At 56.9% G+C, this 14,956-nt stretch carries 14 protein-coding genes, 1 tRNA gene and 1 pseudogene; 10 read left to right on the top strand and 6 right to left on the bottom strand.

Translation table 11 applies throughout. The features are described from left to right. Nucleotides 1–31: 31 nt before the first annotated feature. Both CU102_RS14070 and CU102_RS14065 read right to left on the bottom strand, forming a co-directional pair. Complete coding sequence (locus CU102_RS14070) at nt 32–820, bottom strand: deaminated glutathione amidase (RefSeq protein WP_106711720.1); 789 nt, start codon at nt 818–820, stop codon at nt 32–34. Then, a complete protein-coding gene (locus tag CU102_RS14065) occupies nt 817–1,809 on the bottom strand; it encodes a substrate-binding domain-containing protein (protein WP_106711786.1) in 993 nt (330 codons plus the stop codon). The genes CU102_RS14070 and CU102_RS14065 overlap by 4 nt, the downstream gene beginning before the upstream one ends. A 104-nt stretch (nt 1,810–1,913) precedes the next feature. On the opposite strand from CU102_RS14065, the gene CU102_RS14060 reads away from it, so the two are divergent. Continuing rightward, the gene (locus CU102_RS14060; RefSeq protein WP_106711785.1) at nt 1,914–3,254 is read left to right on the top strand and encodes an aminotransferase-like domain-containing protein; all 1,341 of its coding nucleotides are present in this window, start codon (nt 1,914–1,916) and stop codon (nt 3,252–3,254) included. Between the two features lie 253 nt (nt 3,255–3,507). Continuing rightward, entirely contained in the window at nt 3,508–4,470 is a 963-nt protein-coding gene (locus CU102_RS14055; protein ID WP_106711719.1) for an NAD(P)H-dependent flavin oxidoreductase, read from the top strand. 47 nt (nt 4,471–4,517) lie between these two features. Here the strand turns inward: CU102_RS14055 and CU102_RS14050 are convergent, their stop codons facing one another. The 3 genes from CU102_RS14050 to CU102_RS14040 all read right to left on the bottom strand — a co-directional run bounded on the left by CU102_RS14050 (nt 4,518) and on the right by CU102_RS14040 (nt 8,255). Further along, nucleotides 4,518–5,327: an FAD binding domain-containing protein gene (locus CU102_RS14050; RefSeq protein ID WP_106711718.1), complete on the bottom strand. Its 810-nt coding sequence runs from the start codon at nt 5,325–5,327 to the stop codon at nt 4,518–4,520. Nucleotides 5,328–5,338: 11 nt separating this feature from the next. Beyond that, nucleotides 5,339–7,684, bottom strand: coding sequence for a xanthine dehydrogenase family protein molybdopterin-binding subunit (locus CU102_RS14045; protein WP_106711717.1), 2,346 nt, complete (start codon nt 7,682–7,684; stop codon nt 5,339–5,341). Between the two features lie 82 nt (nt 7,685–7,766). Continuing rightward, nucleotides 7,767–8,255 carry a (2Fe-2S)-binding protein gene (locus CU102_RS14040; RefSeq protein WP_106711716.1) on the bottom strand — a complete coding sequence of 163 codons (489 nt, stop codon included), beginning with the start codon at nt 8,253–8,255 and terminating at the stop codon, nt 7,767–7,769. A 280-nt stretch (nt 8,256–8,535) separates the two neighbouring features. Between CU102_RS14040 and CU102_RS14035 the strand changes: the two genes are divergently transcribed. Continuing rightward, nucleotides 8,536–8,611 (top strand) — tRNA-Thr (locus tag CU102_RS14035). A gap of 314 nt (nt 8,612–8,925) precedes the next feature. Here the strand turns inward: CU102_RS14035 and CU102_RS14030 are convergent. Beyond that, a pseudogene (locus CU102_RS14030) lies at nt 8,926–10,134 on the bottom strand (PAS domain-containing protein); the annotation flags it as partial. A gap of 631 nt (nt 10,135–10,765) precedes the next feature. Here CU102_RS14030 and CU102_RS14020 point away from each other — a divergent pair. The 7 genes from CU102_RS14020 (at nt 10,766) to CU102_RS13995 (ending at nt 14,916) form a co-directional block, all read left to right on the top strand. After that, on the top strand, nt 10,766–11,521 hold the full coding sequence (locus CU102_RS14020; protein WP_106711713.1) for an SDR family oxidoreductase: 756 nt from the start codon (nt 10,766–10,768) through the stop codon (nt 11,519–11,521). An 85-nt stretch (nt 11,522–11,606) separates the two neighbouring features. Continuing rightward, nucleotides 11,607–12,014, top strand: coding sequence for a cupin domain-containing protein (locus CU102_RS14015; protein WP_106711712.1), 408 nt, complete (start codon nt 11,607–11,609; stop codon nt 12,012–12,014). Nucleotides 12,015–12,121: 107 nt separating this feature from the next. After that, nucleotides 12,122–12,874 (top strand): SDR family oxidoreductase, encoded by a 753-nt coding sequence (locus CU102_RS14010; protein WP_106711711.1) that lies wholly within the window; start codon nt 12,122–12,124, stop codon nt 12,872–12,874. Nucleotides 12,875–13,105: 231 nt separating this feature from the next. Continuing rightward, on the top strand, nt 13,106–13,297 hold the full coding sequence (locus tag CU102_RS30380; RefSeq protein WP_245425331.1) for a hypothetical protein: 192 nt from the start codon (nt 13,106–13,108) through the stop codon (nt 13,295–13,297). After that, complete coding sequence (locus tag CU102_RS14005; RefSeq protein WP_245425330.1) at nt 13,294–13,740, top strand: RrF2 family transcriptional regulator; 447 nt, start codon at nt 13,294–13,296, stop codon at nt 13,738–13,740. Before CU102_RS30380 ends, CU102_RS14005 begins: the two co-directional genes overlap by 4 nt. Nucleotides 13,741–13,783: 43 nt before the next feature. Continuing rightward, nucleotides 13,784–14,461 carry a response regulator transcription factor gene (locus CU102_RS14000; RefSeq protein ID WP_106711784.1) on the top strand — a complete coding sequence of 226 codons (678 nt, stop codon included), beginning with the start codon at nt 13,784–13,786 and terminating at the stop codon, nt 14,459–14,461. An 83-nt stretch (nt 14,462–14,544) separates the two neighbouring features. Beyond that, the gene (locus CU102_RS13995) at nt 14,545–14,916 is read left to right on the top strand and encodes a response regulator transcription factor (RefSeq protein WP_166648404.1); all 372 of its coding nucleotides are present in this window, start codon (nt 14,545–14,547) and stop codon (nt 14,914–14,916) included. The last annotated feature ends 40 nt before the right edge of the window (nt 14,917–14,956 follow it).

Raw genomic sequence — 14,956 nt, 5'->3', positions numbered from 1 at the left:
CCCTTTTCTTGATTCAATATGGTTGGGTTGGTCAGGCGAGTTCGGGTCGTGCGAAACGCCGGTTTGCCAGGACCGGCAGCACGGATCGGGCATGGCTGATGCGTTTGGGCTCTATCACGGCAAAGATCAACGCCGGCGCTTCACCGGCACGAACCACAGCAACGCCAAGCGGATCGACGACCATGCTGGCACCGATATTGCGTTCGCCGCATTCTCCGACAGCAACGATATAGCAGGTGTTCTCCAGCGCTCTCGCTGTGACAAGCACCTCCCAGTGCGCCTCCTTGCCTGGCCCCTTGACCCATGCAGCGGGCAGGATCAGCACATCAGCACCATCAACAGCGTGGCGGCGTGCAAGTTCCGGAAAGCGCAAATCGTAACAGGTCATCAACCCGAGCTTCAGGCCTGCCACTTCGATCAGTTCGGGAATGGTGGTTCCAGGCTGCACATTCGTCGACTCCTTGGCAGCAAAGGCATCGTAAAGGTGCAATTTCAGATACTGCGAGATGACCTCTCCGCCACGAATCGTGACGAGATTGTTGAAGACGCGCTGGCCGCCGGTCGGGACGTGAACGCACATCATGATGGTCAGATTGCTCTTGCGGCTTTCAGCCAGCAGCTGTGCCATGAATGGCCCGTCAAGTGGCTGCGCGGTCTTCAGCACGATGTCCGGATCAGTGATATCGCGCGCAAGAATACCCTCGGGCAAGACAAGCAGATCGGCGCCGCCTTCGTGTGCCTGCTTGATCAGCTTTACACAGATATCGGCATTTTCCTGCCAGTTCTTGCTAACCGCGAATTGCCCAAGAGCGACCTTCATGCCGGAACTCCCACGCGACCGGATTTGGAGGATGCTCCCATTTCATGGGGGAAGAGATCGGTTGGAGTAAGCAACATCGGTGTCAGTCCTTGCAGATGCAGTTGTTCGGCAAAATCGGCGATCATGTGTTCATTGGCGGCAAAACCGCTCTCGTTCCAGACCGCGGGAAGATCACGCGCGACACGGCCGAGCTCCTCGATGATCCACGGCGTTGTGTCGGCATATTTGCGGCGCTTGTTGAGCCAGACGCGCTGCGATTCATCGAGAAGATCGCTCAGTTCTTGGGCAAGCCATGGATGCTCGGCGGCAAACGAAGCCTTGAGGCCAAGCAGATGCATGCCCGGCACGTACCCCACGTCGCGGAAGTAGGCGAGTTCTTCAGCGCGGAAATCGGGCAGCACATGGCGGAATTTCGAATTGGCGCCGAAAAAGCTATCGGGCATGAACGGCGTGAATACAGCGTCGAGCTCGCCGGTTTCCAACAGCTCCATCATCGGCCGCTCGCCGGGCGCGGCCTCAATGCGTCCGGGCCGGCCAAATCCATCAAGCCGGTCGACAATTGGATGCGCCTCGGTCAACCTGCCCGCAAACCAGAACGCATCTTCAATACCCACACCTGCATGAGCAAGCGCAGTCCGCGTCCAAGTATTGCCGGAGTCGCGCCATCCCGTCACGCCGATTTTCTTGCCTGCCAATTGTTCGAGCCGAGTAATCGGGCTGTCCTTGGCGGTGACGATGCAGCGATGCCGAAACCCCCGCATGACGAAATTGGGGATGCCAAGCACATCCGCGTCGCCCTTTGCCCGGCCTCCGGCATAGCGGCTGAAGGAAATTTCCGCAGCATCATATTGCGGATCGGTGCCCAAATTTGAAACGAGTGTGCCAACCCGGTCTATCTTCAGATCCAACCTCTCGGAAGTGACATCGCCAAGCGCCAGCGGCGTCAAATAATCCCAATCGCGGACGGCCAATCGAACAGTGATGCGCAAGATTTTTCCTCGCTGGTATGCATTTTCCAATTGGAAGCTAAATGTTCATTCTTGACTGATCAATTGATATTACGTTACTGAACATTTAAAAATGAGGTCGAATGATGAATGAGATTGCTTCGGTTCAATGGTTTGCAGAGAAACTAAGCGACCGGACGATGCGCGGCATCGCCATCGAGACATGCGCGCTCATCCGTGCCGGCGCCATTCCTGTCGGCACGAAATTGCCGGCGATCCGCGACCTGGCCTTCACGCTCGGTATCAGCCCCGCTACCGTCTCGGAAGCATGGAGTGAGTTGCGGCGGCAGAAGATCATCACCGGCCGTGGACGCAACGGGACATGGGTGAGCGGCGACCGGATCGCGCCGCGCCCGGCCCGGCTCGCGAGTGCTGGCGACTATGGCGATGAGGTTCTCGACCTGTCCATGGCCGTTCCAGATGTGGATCTGCTGCCACCGCTTGGCGAGGCGCTAAGGCATGGCGCTTCAGCAGAAAATCTCAACAGCTACCGGCGCGTCCGGATCCTGCCGGATTTGCAAGCGACGGTCGAGCCGCGGTGGCCGTACAAGCCCGAAGCCTTTCTCGCCACCAATGGCGGATACAATGCGGTCTATGCGCTGCTGCATGCGCTCATCATGCCGGGATCCTTCATTGCCATCGAAGATCCGACTGCCATGCGGTTGCTCGATATCCTTGAAGACCTTGGCGTGCATATTCTTCCCGTTCAATGCGATGCCGACGGGCCCCTACCGGAGTCACTCGCAGCCGCGTTGCAAAAGAAGCCAGCCGCATTCCTGTTTCAACCGCGCACCCATTGCGTCACGGGAGGCAGTGTGAGCAACGCTCGCTTCAGCGAACTTGCCGCTATCCTGAAAGACAGCGATGCACTCATCATAGAGGACGATGGCGTGGGCGATGTTTCCGCCCTGGCGCCGGCGTCGCTTGGCAACTACTTCCCTGATCGGGTTATCCACATCGTTTCCTATTCCAAGAGCCTTGGTCCTGACTTGAGGCTCGCCGTATTGTCCAGCTCGGCACGTATCGTCGAACAGATTCAGTCCTACCGCAGCTTTAGTGCAGGTTGGACGAGCCGCGCCTTGCAGTCCGCAGTCGCCTGGCTGCTCAACGATGAAGAAACGACGAAGAGCATGGTACGCGCTCGAACCATCTATAAGGAGCGGCGGGACGGGCTGATGCGGGCACTCGGCGAACGGAACGTCCAACTTTCAGGCGGGGACGGCCTCGTACTGTGGGTCCCGGTCGAATCGGAACAGTTCGCGCTGGTGACACTTGCGGCGCGCCGCATTGCCGTGCTCGCCGGAGAGAAATGTTCGGTCCGGCCCATTAATCACATTCGTGTCGCCACCAGCATATTGCGCGACAGGGAAGTGGAAGTGGCGGATGCAATTGCGCTCGCTGTCCGCAATCCCGATCACCGGTTTTGAATTGAAAGTTGTAGCCTGCGATCTTGGATATTGTGAGCCAAACAGGGAACAATTCTCGAACGCATTCTTTCAAAAATGGAACACGTTTCCGCGAAACTCGTACAGGAAATGACCGAAATGGTACCGTTTTTTCCATTGGCGGTTGCGCATTATCATCAGGAGTAGATCAGCTTTAGCTTGCTCAATGCCAGAGGTCTGCTAAAAGGAGTTACGTTTACGCAAACGTCAAAATCGATCGCATTGGGAGATGCACATGGCCTTGCCGGACATTTTGAAAACCAAGCTGCGCATTCCGGTTGTCGGAGCACCGCTGTTCATCGTTTCGCATCCGCCACTGGTGCTCGCCCAGTGCAAGGCCGGTGTGGTCGGATCATTTCCGGCGTTGAATGCCCGCCCCGAGGCGCAGCTGGACGAGTGGCTGGCTGAGATCACCGAAGAATTGCGCAACCACGACGAGAAAAATCCCGGTCGTCCGGCTGCCCCCTTCGCTGTCAACCAGATCGTGCATCGCTCCAACAAGCGGCTCGAACATGACCTGATGATGTGCGTTAAGTACAAGGTTCCTATCGTTATCTCGTCTTTGGGCGCGGTTCCCGAGGTCAACGAGGCGATCCATTCCTATGGAGGCATCGTCCTTCATGACATCATCAACAACCGCCACGCGAATTCCGCGATCCGCAAAGGCGCGGATGGGTTGATAGCGGTTGCGGCAGGCGCCGGTGGTCATGCCGGACCGCTTTCGCCGTTCGCCCTTGTCCAGGAAATCCGCGAATGGTTCGATGGCCCGCTGCTGCTCTCCGGAGCGATCGCCACCGGCCGCGCTATCTTGGGGGCACAAGCCATGGGCGCGGACCTCGCCTATATCGGCTCGCCTTTCATCGCAACCAACGAGGCGCGCGCCGTCGATGGCTATAAGCAGATGATCGTCGGTTCCACTTCGTCGGACATCGTCTACTCTAACTACTTCACCGGAATCCATGGCAACTACCTGAAACCATCCATCACCAATGCAGGTATGGATCCGGATCACTTGCCGGAAGCCGATCCATCGAAGATGGATTTTGAGGCCGCGACAACGGGCGCCAAGGCCTGGAAAGACATTTGGGGATGTGGTCAGGGCATTGCAGCAATTAAGGAAGTTCTTCCTGCCGGCGATCTGGTTGCACGGCTTGAACAGGAATATCACGCGGCGAAAGCGGCTCTCTGCGCCGCTTAAATTCGCGATTGCTTAAATTCGCGAATGCAGATCGCCGCCAACTGATTTCACATCGGTCGGTTGGCGATCTCCGCCACCGCACGTTTCGCCATCACTTTTACAAGGTTGGCACGATATTCAGCGGTTGCGTGCAGATCGGATAATAGTCCATCCGGATTGACCGAGAGCGTATCCAGTGCCGAGGGGCCGAAACTGCTGGCCAAAGCCGTCTCAGCATCCTTGAGCCGGTAGACGCCGTTTTCGCCAGCGCCGGTGACCGCCACCCGGACCCGATCGCCCGATCTGGCGACAAAAACGCCTGCCATGGCATAAAGCGATGCAGGGTTCGGGAATTTCTTGTAAGCGGCTTTGTCCGGGGTGGTGAATTCCACTGCCGTGATGATCTCGTCCGGTTCGAGCGCCGTCTCAAACAGGCCGGTAAAGAACGCCGATGCAGGGACAGACCGCTGATTGGTGATGATGGTAGCGTCAAGCGCCAACATGGCAGACGGATAGTCGGCAGCTGGATCATTGTTGGCGATCGAGCCGCCGATCGTGCCCATGTTCCGTACCTGCGGGTCGCCAATGTGGCTGGCAAGATTGGTGATTGCCGGGCAGATCTTTGCGAGTTCCTCATTGACCGAAACATCATAGTGTGTCGTGACCGCCCCGATTCGTACCTTGCGGCCGTCGATCTTGATGCCTTTCAGCGCTTCAATCCGTCTCAGATCGATAAGATCACTGGGCGAGGCCAGGCGCTGCTTCATGGTCGGGATCAGGGTCATGCCACCGGCCAGATACTTGCCGTCCTCCGCCTCGCCCATCAGCCTTGCGGCTCCTTCGACGGAGGTGGCGCGATGATACTGTGTCTCATACATGGCGCTTCCCCTTACTTTACAGCCTGGATGGCGGCCCACACGATTTGCGGTGTCGCCGGCATGGTCAGATCGTTGTTGTGGATCGCATCGGTGATTGCATTGATCACCGCGGGCGGCGAGCCAATCGCTCCGGCCTCGCCACAGCCCTTGATGCCAAGCGGATTGGACGGGCATACGGTTTCCGTCGTCATGACATTGAAGGACGGCAGGTTCTGTGCCCGCGGCATCGTGTAGTCCATATAGCTTGCCGTTAGCAGTTGGCCGCTATCGTCGTAATGGGTGCCTTCGAGCAGGGCCTGGCCAATACCCTGTGCAAGGCCGCCATGCACCTGACCTTCAACGATCATCGGATTGATGATCTTGCCGAAATCATCGGCGGCGACAAACTGGACGATTTCCGTTGTCCCCGTGTCGGGATCTATCTCCACCTCGCAAATGTGGCAACCACCTGGGAAGGTGAAATTGGAGGGATCATAAAAAGCCCCCTCTTTCAGCCCCGGCTCCATCCCGGAGGGGAGGTTATGGGCGGTGTAGGCAGCGAGTGCCACCTGGAACCAAGGCAGCGATTTGTCCGTGCCCGCTACTTTGACGTCGCCATTCTTGATCTCGATGTCGGCCTCGTCCGCCTCAAGAAGGTGGGCGGCGATCTTCTTCGCTTTTGCTTCCACCTTGTCCAGAGCCTTGACGATGGCGGACATGCCCACGGCGCCTGAGCGTGAACCATACGTGCCCATTCCCATCTGCACCTTATCGGTATCACCATGGACGATCGAAACGCTGTCGATCGGAACGCCAAACCGTTCGGCTGCCAACTGGGCAAAGGTCGTCTCATGGCCTTGTCCGTGCGAGTGGGAGCCAGTGAGAATTTCTATCGTGCCGACCGCATTGACCCGAACTTCGGCGCTTTCCCACAATCCGACGCCCGCGCCCAGCGAACCAACCGCCGCCGAGGGGGCAATACCGCAGGCCTCGATGTAGCAGCTCATGCCGATACCGCGCAGCTTGCCTCGCTTGGCGGCTTCATCGCGGCGCTTTTCGAACCCCGCATAGTCCGCAGCCTTTGTCGCGGCGTCCAGCGTTGCATCGAAGTCGCCCGCATCATAGGTCATGATAACGGGTGTCTGGTGCGGGAACGATCGTATGAAATTCTTTCGGCGAAGCTCTGCTGGCGAAACCTTCAGTTCACGTGCCGCCGTCTCCATTATGCGCTCTACCACGAAGCTGGCTTCTGGGCGTCCCGCTCCACGATACGCGTCGACAGGTGCGGTATTCGTGTAGACTGCCTTCACATTGGCGTGGATTGCCGGAATGTCATACTGACCGGAAAGTAGCGTTGCATAGAGGTAGGTCGGCACCGAACTCGAGAACAGTGACATGTAGGCGCCAAAATTGGCCACGGTCTGCACTTTGAGACCAACTATTCTGTTGTCCTTATCAAAGGCAATTTCCGCATGCGTGGCATGGTCGCGGCCATGCGCATCGGCCAGGAAGCTTTCACTGCGATCCGCCGCCCATTTGACCGGCACACCCGTCTTCTTCGATGCCCAGAGGCAGATGACCTCTTCAGGATAGATGAAAATCTTCGACCCAAAGCCGCCACCCACGTCCGGAGCTATGACGCGCAGCTTGTTTTCGGGCGCCACATTGTAGAATGCACTCATCACCAGACGCGCAACGTGCGGATTCTGTGACGTTGTCCAGCAGGTAAAATGGTCCTCCGCGGCATCATAAACACCAAGCGTGGCACGCGGCTCCATGGCATTCGGAACAAGCCGGTTGTTGACGATGTCAAGTTTGGTGACATGAGCTGCCTTGGCGAAGGCATCACTCGTTGCCTTTTCGTCACCAAGGTCCCAGTCGAAAATCAGATTTCCAGAGGCTTCCGGATGGAGTTGCGGCGCGCCTTGCTTCATGGCCGCGACTGCGTTCACCACGACAGGCAGCTCTTCATACGTTACCTCCACGGCCTCGGCAGCATCGCGCGCCTGCCCCTTCGTATCGGCAACCACAATAACCACCGCGTCGCCGACGTAACGCACTGCGTCTGTGGCAAGCGGCGACCAGGCGCCCATCTTCATGGGACTGCCATCCTTCGAATGAACCATCCAGCCGCAGATCAGATTGCCGATGCCGTCGGCCTTCAGCTCTTTCCCCGTCAGAACGCCGATGACGCCCGGCATCTTCTTGGCGGCCTCAGCATCGATACTCGTTACCTTCGCGTGCGCATGCGGGCTGCGGACAAACGCCGCGTGCTTCATACCAGGCACGACCATATCGTCAGTGTAGCGGCCCTTGCCCGTGATAAACCTTTTATCTTCCTTGCGGAGGACACGTGCTCCTATACCTTCAACACCCATGGTGACTTCTCCCTGTCACAGGCGCTTTGCCTAGCTAAGTGGCCTCTCAGGCAATCGCGGCTGCAAGACTGAAAACAGATGTTCAGGCGGCCTTGACAGCGGCCTTGCTCATTTTGTCCGACGCATCAAGTACGGCTTTGACGATGTTGTGATAGCCGGTGCAGCGGCAGATGTTGCCCTCGAGCTCGGCCCGCACGGTTGCTTCATCAAGCCCATTGGGATGTCGCCTGATCATGTCGGCCGAGCTCATGATCATGCCGGGCGTACAGAATCCGCATTGAAGCGCATGATTTTCGCGGAAAGCGACCTGAAGAGGATGCAGTTCGCCGTTGGCGCTAAGCCCTTCGATTGTCATTACCGTCGAGCCGGAGGCCTGGGCAGCCAACATTGTACAGGATTTGACCGCCCTGCCATCGACATGGACCACGCAGGCACCACATTGTGACGTGTCACACCCGACATGGGTGCCCGTCAATCCAAGATTTTCACGCAGGAAATGCACAAGCAATGTGCGATCTTCGGCTTCGCCAGTGACGGCACGCCCATTCACGAACAGTTCCACTTTGGCCATAGGTTCCTCCCAGAACGTTGACGCATGCGTCTCTTCCGGACTTCATGTGGTGAGGTGAAGATTAACCGCTCCTGCGCACTTGTCTATCGCCAAATAGAAAAATTCTAGTTTGTGGAGCCAGCAAGCGTGCTAGTCCATGTGATCGCCAGAAATCGACCTTGCGGGCAAGAAAATGCAATGAAACACAAGGCTTGCAATCAGGGCACAATAAAGGTATCAGGCGCGTCATCCGTCGGCGCATTCTCATGGCCGATACAAGGATTGGGAAGCTCCTTTCCCTGCCGCTTTAGCTCAGTCGGTAGAGCACATCATTCGTAATGATGGGGTCGCGTGTTCGAGTCACGCAAGCGGCACCAGCCTCCCCCCATCGCCATTGACTATGCTAATCTTTTAGCGTTTTTAAGGGGTTAGCAGGGCCGCACTGCCACACAGGAGCGCCCCACAATGGTAATGCGAATGTCACGACCGATCAAGCGAGCAGGGACCAGCAACGATCAATTCAGGAAGAGAGTACCCGTACCACTCCTTCCCGTTCTCAAGGGTCGAACGTTCTCCGTTGACCTGCCGGTATCCACTGCACCTGACAGCGACACGTTCGAAGTCTCGACCGTTGTCTCAGGCTGGATTGCATTCTCCCTTCGGACTTCCGATAAGAGCCTCTCAAAGCTCCCGCCAGTTGCTCGGAAGCACGCCGCAGTGCCTCTTCGGCGTGCACTTGATCGTCTATGTCGTGGCAAAGGCCGAACCATTGGACGATGCGTCCGTCCTGATCGCGCAGCGGCTCGGCGCGACCCGACATCCAGCGATACACGCCATCTGCACGGCGCAGGCGATACTTCATGGAGAAGCGCTCGCCCGTGATCAGGCAACGGCCGAGAACGTTTCCCACCTCATCGGCATCGTCCGGATGAAAGATCGGGTCGGTCAGATCCAGCTGTCGCTTGTCCGACAGATCCACGCCGAGAAAGTCCGCCATGCGCTTGTTGGCGAGGGTGGTCTCCCCGTCGGGGGTCAGGCGCCAGAGATTGCTCGGAACCATGTCCACGAGCAGCGATAGCTCCTGCTCCCGATCGCGTAGCGCCTGTTGTGCGCGCATCTCATCGTCGATGTCGAGAGACACGCCGTACCATTGGACAATCGCGCCGTCTTGATCACGCCGGGGTTCCACCCTGCACTCCGCCCACCGATAGGTGTCATCTTTCTCAAGCCACCGAAACCGAATGACAGCGCCGCTGCCAGACTCGAAACAGTTCAGCAAAGTTCGCTGCACTTCGGGAGCATCTTCGGGATAAATCAGCTCTTGCAGCAATGTTTCGATCCGCGGCTCCTCGATAGCGTCGAAGTCGGCGATAACTTCGCGGAAATGGTCTTGGTATCGCTTGTTGAAGTAGACCGGCCCGTCCATAGAGGTTACGCTCCAGATGCGGACCGGCACGGCATCGATCATCTGCTGGAGCTGCTGCTGGCTCCGTCGCAACGCTTCTTCGGCGTGCATCTGGTCGTCGATGTCTTGGCAGAGGCCGTACCAATGAACGATACGGCCTGCGTGATCGCGCATCGGCTCCGCCCGGCTCGACATCCAGCGATAGATGCCGTCGGCACGGCGCAGACGATACCTCATGGTGAATCGTTCGCCGGTGACGAGGCAGCGATGGAGCGTGTCCCTGAACTCCGCTGCGTCGTCCGGATGGATGGTTTCAATGACCGCCTCCAACCGGCTCATGCCCGGCTTGTCTGTATCTGGTACGTCCAGGCCGAGAAAATCGACCATGCGCTTGTTGAAGAAAGTTGGCTCCCCGTCGGGAGTCAGGCGCCACAGGTGGCTCGGAACCATGTCGATGAGCTGCGAGAGCTCATGCTCCCGGTCGCGCAGCGCCTCCTCGACCGGCATTTGATCTTCGATTTCTATCGGCATAATCGGCTGCTCCTGCCCGACAAAGCAAACACTGGAATCGTCTAGGCTTGTTACACCACGCGTGATCGATGTCTGGGCTGGCGAAATCATACCACAGCTTAATCCAGCCATGCCTCTGCCGCACCTCATGGAAATCCATGATTGTACTTAAACGACAACGAATTCTACGCTCGTGGACATCCACGACACAGGCGCGCCGTCCCTAAACTTCGGGATGGGTCGACTAAACCCGGCGACTAGAGCGTTAGACCCCGTGCACGATAGAATGATATTGTCTCTCCAGTCATTGTCGAAAACGATCGAACAGATCCGAAATATTCACGATAATGAGGAGGCGAGAATGACTCAGCGTGTCAACTATGCAGAACAGTCGCCAGAGCTGCTGTTACAGTAGTTCATCATCATGGTCGTCAATTCCTGGAACCGTCTCAACACCAAGTTCGGACTTAATAAGGCTGAACTCAGCTAAGGCGACAAGACACGACACGACCTCGTCTCGTTCAGCCCCAAACGTCTTTCGCGGCTGATTTCGGTTTGGTCTGGTCGAAAAACTCAAATCATTTGGTCCCAAAGGCCAACAACGAGGAGATAGGTTATGAAAATTGTCATTATAGGTGGAACCGGGCTCATCGGTTCCAAGACCGCCGTGCGTCTGCGCAATAAAGGCCACGAGGTGCTTGCCGTGTCGCCAAACACCGGCGTCAACACCATCACCGGCGAAGGTCTGGCGGAAGCGCTGGTCGGTGCCGAGGTTGTGATTGACCTTGCAAACGCGCCTTCGTGGGAAGACAAGGCTGTGCTCGAATTCTTCGAAACATCGGGCCGCAATCTGCTCGCCGCCGAAGCAAAGGCTGGGGTAAAACACCACATTGCCCTATCCATCGTGGGAACTGAGCGACTGCCGGAAAATGGCTACTTCAGGGCTAAACTTGCCCAGGAGAGGCTCATCAAGGAAGCGTCCATTCCATACACGATCGTCCATTCCACCCAGTTCATGGAATTCCTGAAGGGCATTGCCGATGAAGCGACCGTCGGCACCGTCGCTCGCCTTTCTCCTGCAGCTTTCCAGCCCATCGCATCGGATGACGTTGCCGATGCGATGGCGGATGTCGCCCTCGGGGAGCCGCTCAACGGCACGATCGAGATTGCGGGTCCAGAGCGCGCTCCCATGAACGAAATCATTGCCCGGTATCTGAAAGCCGCCAACGACCTGCGGAGGGTCGAAGCGGACGTCCATGCGCGTTATTTCGGATCTGAGCTCAACGATCAGTCGATCGTGCCCGGCGAAAGTGCGCGGCTCGGCAAAATCAGCTTCGAGGATTGGTTCCGTCAGTCCCAGCAGTCGAAATAAGCCAATTATCGGACAAAACCTTGGGCGATTGTCTAAAGCCCAAGGTTTCGAACGCACATAAGTCAACAACCAAAGGATTACGACAATGAAGTCAGCTTTATTAACGCTGTTTGTTTCGGCTTCAGCTTGCGTGCTCGGCACCTTGCCAGCCGTTGCCGCTGAAGATGGTGCAAAAGTCACACCCCTCATGCAAATGGACCTGCCGAATTATCCCGGCAAGGAGGGCCTGATGATATCGGTGGTGTATGAGGGCGGAGGCTCTTCACCAATTCACAAGCACGACGCAAATGCATTCGTCTATGTCCTCGAGGGCTCGATCGTGATGCAGGTCAAGGGAGAAAAGGAAGTCACCTTGTCACCGGGAGAGACCTTCTACGAGAGTCCTTCCGACATTCACCTGGTCAGCCGCAACGCGAGCACGACTGAACCCGCGAAATTCATCGTCGTTTTGCTCAAGACCAAGGACGCTCCGGTTGTCATGCCGGTGGAATGATACTTTGCACATAGGCGAAGGTGCGGCGGTTTCATGGGGTGAATCACTGTTGATCGTCGATTTCGTGTCGGCGTGACTAGAGAACAGTTTCGAGAGGGAGCAAGTTGATGAAAGTCACGGTTATGGGAGCGACCGGGCGAATCGGGACGCACCTCGTAGAGAAACTTCGACAGATGGATATCGAGGTGGTCGCCGCGTCCACTTCTCTCGGAGTTAACAGTCTGACGCGGGAAGGCCTAAGAGGAGCCATAGCGGGTGCCGTCGTTGTGATTGACGTCACCAACGCCGCGTCGTTTGGTGACGACTCGGCCCTGGATTTTTTCAGGGCCTCCACCCGCAATCTGTTGGCCGCTTCAGCAGATGAAGGCGTCAGGCACTACATCGCCCTTTCCGTGGTAGGGACACCTCGCCTTGTTGAGAGCGATTATTTCCGCGCGAAGATGGTGCAGGAAAATCTCATCCGGGCGGCGAGAAGGCCCTACACCATTCTCCATTCCACGCAATTCTTCGAGTTTATCAGCGGCGTGGTCGAGATGGGAGCAGAGGGAGATGCCTTTCGGCTCCCGTCGGCATCGATAAGGCCAATAGCTGCCGATGACGTCGCCGAAATGCTAACCGAATTGGCGATGGGGGCGGCAAGGAACGATACCGTAGAGATCGGCGGACACGAGCAATTCGGTCTCGATGAAATTGCTCGTATCCACCTCGCAGCAAACGAAGACACGCGCCAGGTCATTACCGACAACAGCGCGCGCTACTACGGCGTCGAACTGAACGACGACACCTTGCTTCCGCTCAAGGGAGCGCGTGTGAGTTCGCTGCGCTACATCGACTGGCTGTATCGCTCTATGGCCAATTAGGCGTCAACACCCGGTAGCTGCCTGTCGGACAAACAATTAATAGGAAAAACCGAGCGATTTGGAGATCGTTCCAAGAGCTCGCTGCCGCGTTGCACGCAATGTTTCTCTCGGGCCAATCTCAATCGAGGTCACCGAGCCTTGGAGGTCAAGATACTCAAGGCGCGCGCCCTATCGAACAAAGGTCTTGTAGACCTTTGATAATTCATAACACAAACGTGTAAGAGAGGTGTTATGAAAAAAACCGCGACTGGTCCCGATGGCGTATCCGAGGAAGCGGCCGACAGCAGCAATGCCGGGCGAGTTAGTCTGTATGGAGCTACGGTCGAGTACGGCATCCACTGCATGCTCTGGCTAATCGCGCCGCGTGAAAAGCCAGTGAGCAGTCGGGACCTTGCCGAACTGCAGGGTGTGCCATCAACATGATGGCAAGGGTCATGCCGAGGCTTGAAAAGGCGGGACTCGTCGTGTCGACGAGCGGCATCAGCGGTGGCTACAGGCTTGCGAAAGCCCCGCAAGACATCACAGTGCTTGACGTTATCGATGCGATTGATGGCCGCAAGAGCGTGTTTGATTGCAAGGATGTCCGCAAGAATTGCGCTTTGTTCGGTGGCAATGCCCCCGCCTGGATCACAAATGGAGTGTGCGGCGTCCATGCCGTCATGCTGCGTGCCGAGAAAAGCATGCGCAACGAGATGAGCCGCACCACCCTCCAAGACTTGGCGATCGGTTTCAGCACTCTCGCCCCTGCGGATTTTGGAGATAATGTCGGTCGGTGGCTGGATGACCGGGCAACCAACCGGGAACTTGCCCGCATTTCAGCAGTCAAAGACAGCTCGAGGAACCGTAGGCGCGGATCGGACGACTGATGGGGCGGCAAGTTGAAGCCGTGTAACGCATTGGATGGATGAAATGAACATTTCGACGGGAACTGTTGTGACTGCCAAAGAAACACTTTTCGAGCAAAATCCGATCGTGTTGGTCGTCGACGACGACGAATCGCTGAGGCTCTCCATTTGTGAGCTGTTGGAATCTGTTGGTATTCAAGCCGCCGGGTTCGCCACGACCCAAGCACTCATGGATGCCGAGGTACTGGACAGGCCGGGCTGTATGATACTTGATGTTCGCATGCCGGGCGTGAGCGGTCTCGAATTTCAATCTCGCTTGGCTGCGAGCGGCATTTCCGCGTCCATTATTTTCCTCACCGGCTACGGCGACATACCAATGACGGTGCACGCGATGAAGGCCGGCGCGATCGAGTTCCTCACCAAGCCCGTTCGCGATCAGACGCTGCTCGACGCTGTCAGCAAAGCGATAGAAATTGATAAGGAAAAGCGAGCCGAACAACTTACAACCGACGCCAACGTTGCACTCTATGCCACCCTCACACCTCGCGAGCGCCAAGTCATGGAGGCGGTCGTGCGCGGCGCCTTAAGCAAACAGATAGCGTTCGAACTGAACATATCGGAAATCACCGTCAAACTCCATCGAAGCAGTGTGATGAAAAAGATGAAACCCCCCTTCCTCACGCACCTCGTTCGAGCCTGGCAGTCGATACCTGCGGACATACGTGATGGTTACCCGGTCTAGACTTTCGTATGGCTTTGATGAAAGCCCGACTCGGCAGATATTGAAACCGTGTGACGACAGTGCGTTGTGCGAAAGTTTTTATCTTGGCCCTTGTTCCCACGATTGCAGTCGTCGACGACGACAAGAGTATCCGCGACGCCTTGGCAGAACTGCTCGAGGTGTTCGACTTCAAGTGCCGAGTGTTCGAGCGCCCAGAATCATTTCTCGCAGCACACGCCCAAGGTCGGTTCGATTGCCTGATCACCGACCTCAATATGAAAAGCATAACTGGGCTCCAGCTGCAACAGACGCTGGCCGCTCTCGATCCCGGGTTACCCATGATCTTTATTTCGGCACAGTCAGACTCCGAAGCAAGATCGAAGGCACTTCGTTCGGGGGCGGTCGCCTTTCTCAGCAAGCCGATCGACGACGATGTTCTCTACAGGCACATCATTTCCGCCCTCAATCGGTGTTGAAAACAGCCCGACCGACGATTGATCCAGGTTTCGCACTGTT

The sequence above is a fragment of the Phyllobacterium brassicacearum genome (assembly GCF_003010955.1).
Lineage (GTDB): Bacteria > Pseudomonadota > Alphaproteobacteria > Rhizobiales > Rhizobiaceae > Phyllobacterium > Phyllobacterium brassicacearum.
The sequence above is the reverse complement of the archived record's forward strand: the minus strand, read 5'-3'. Positions and strand labels throughout refer to the sequence as shown.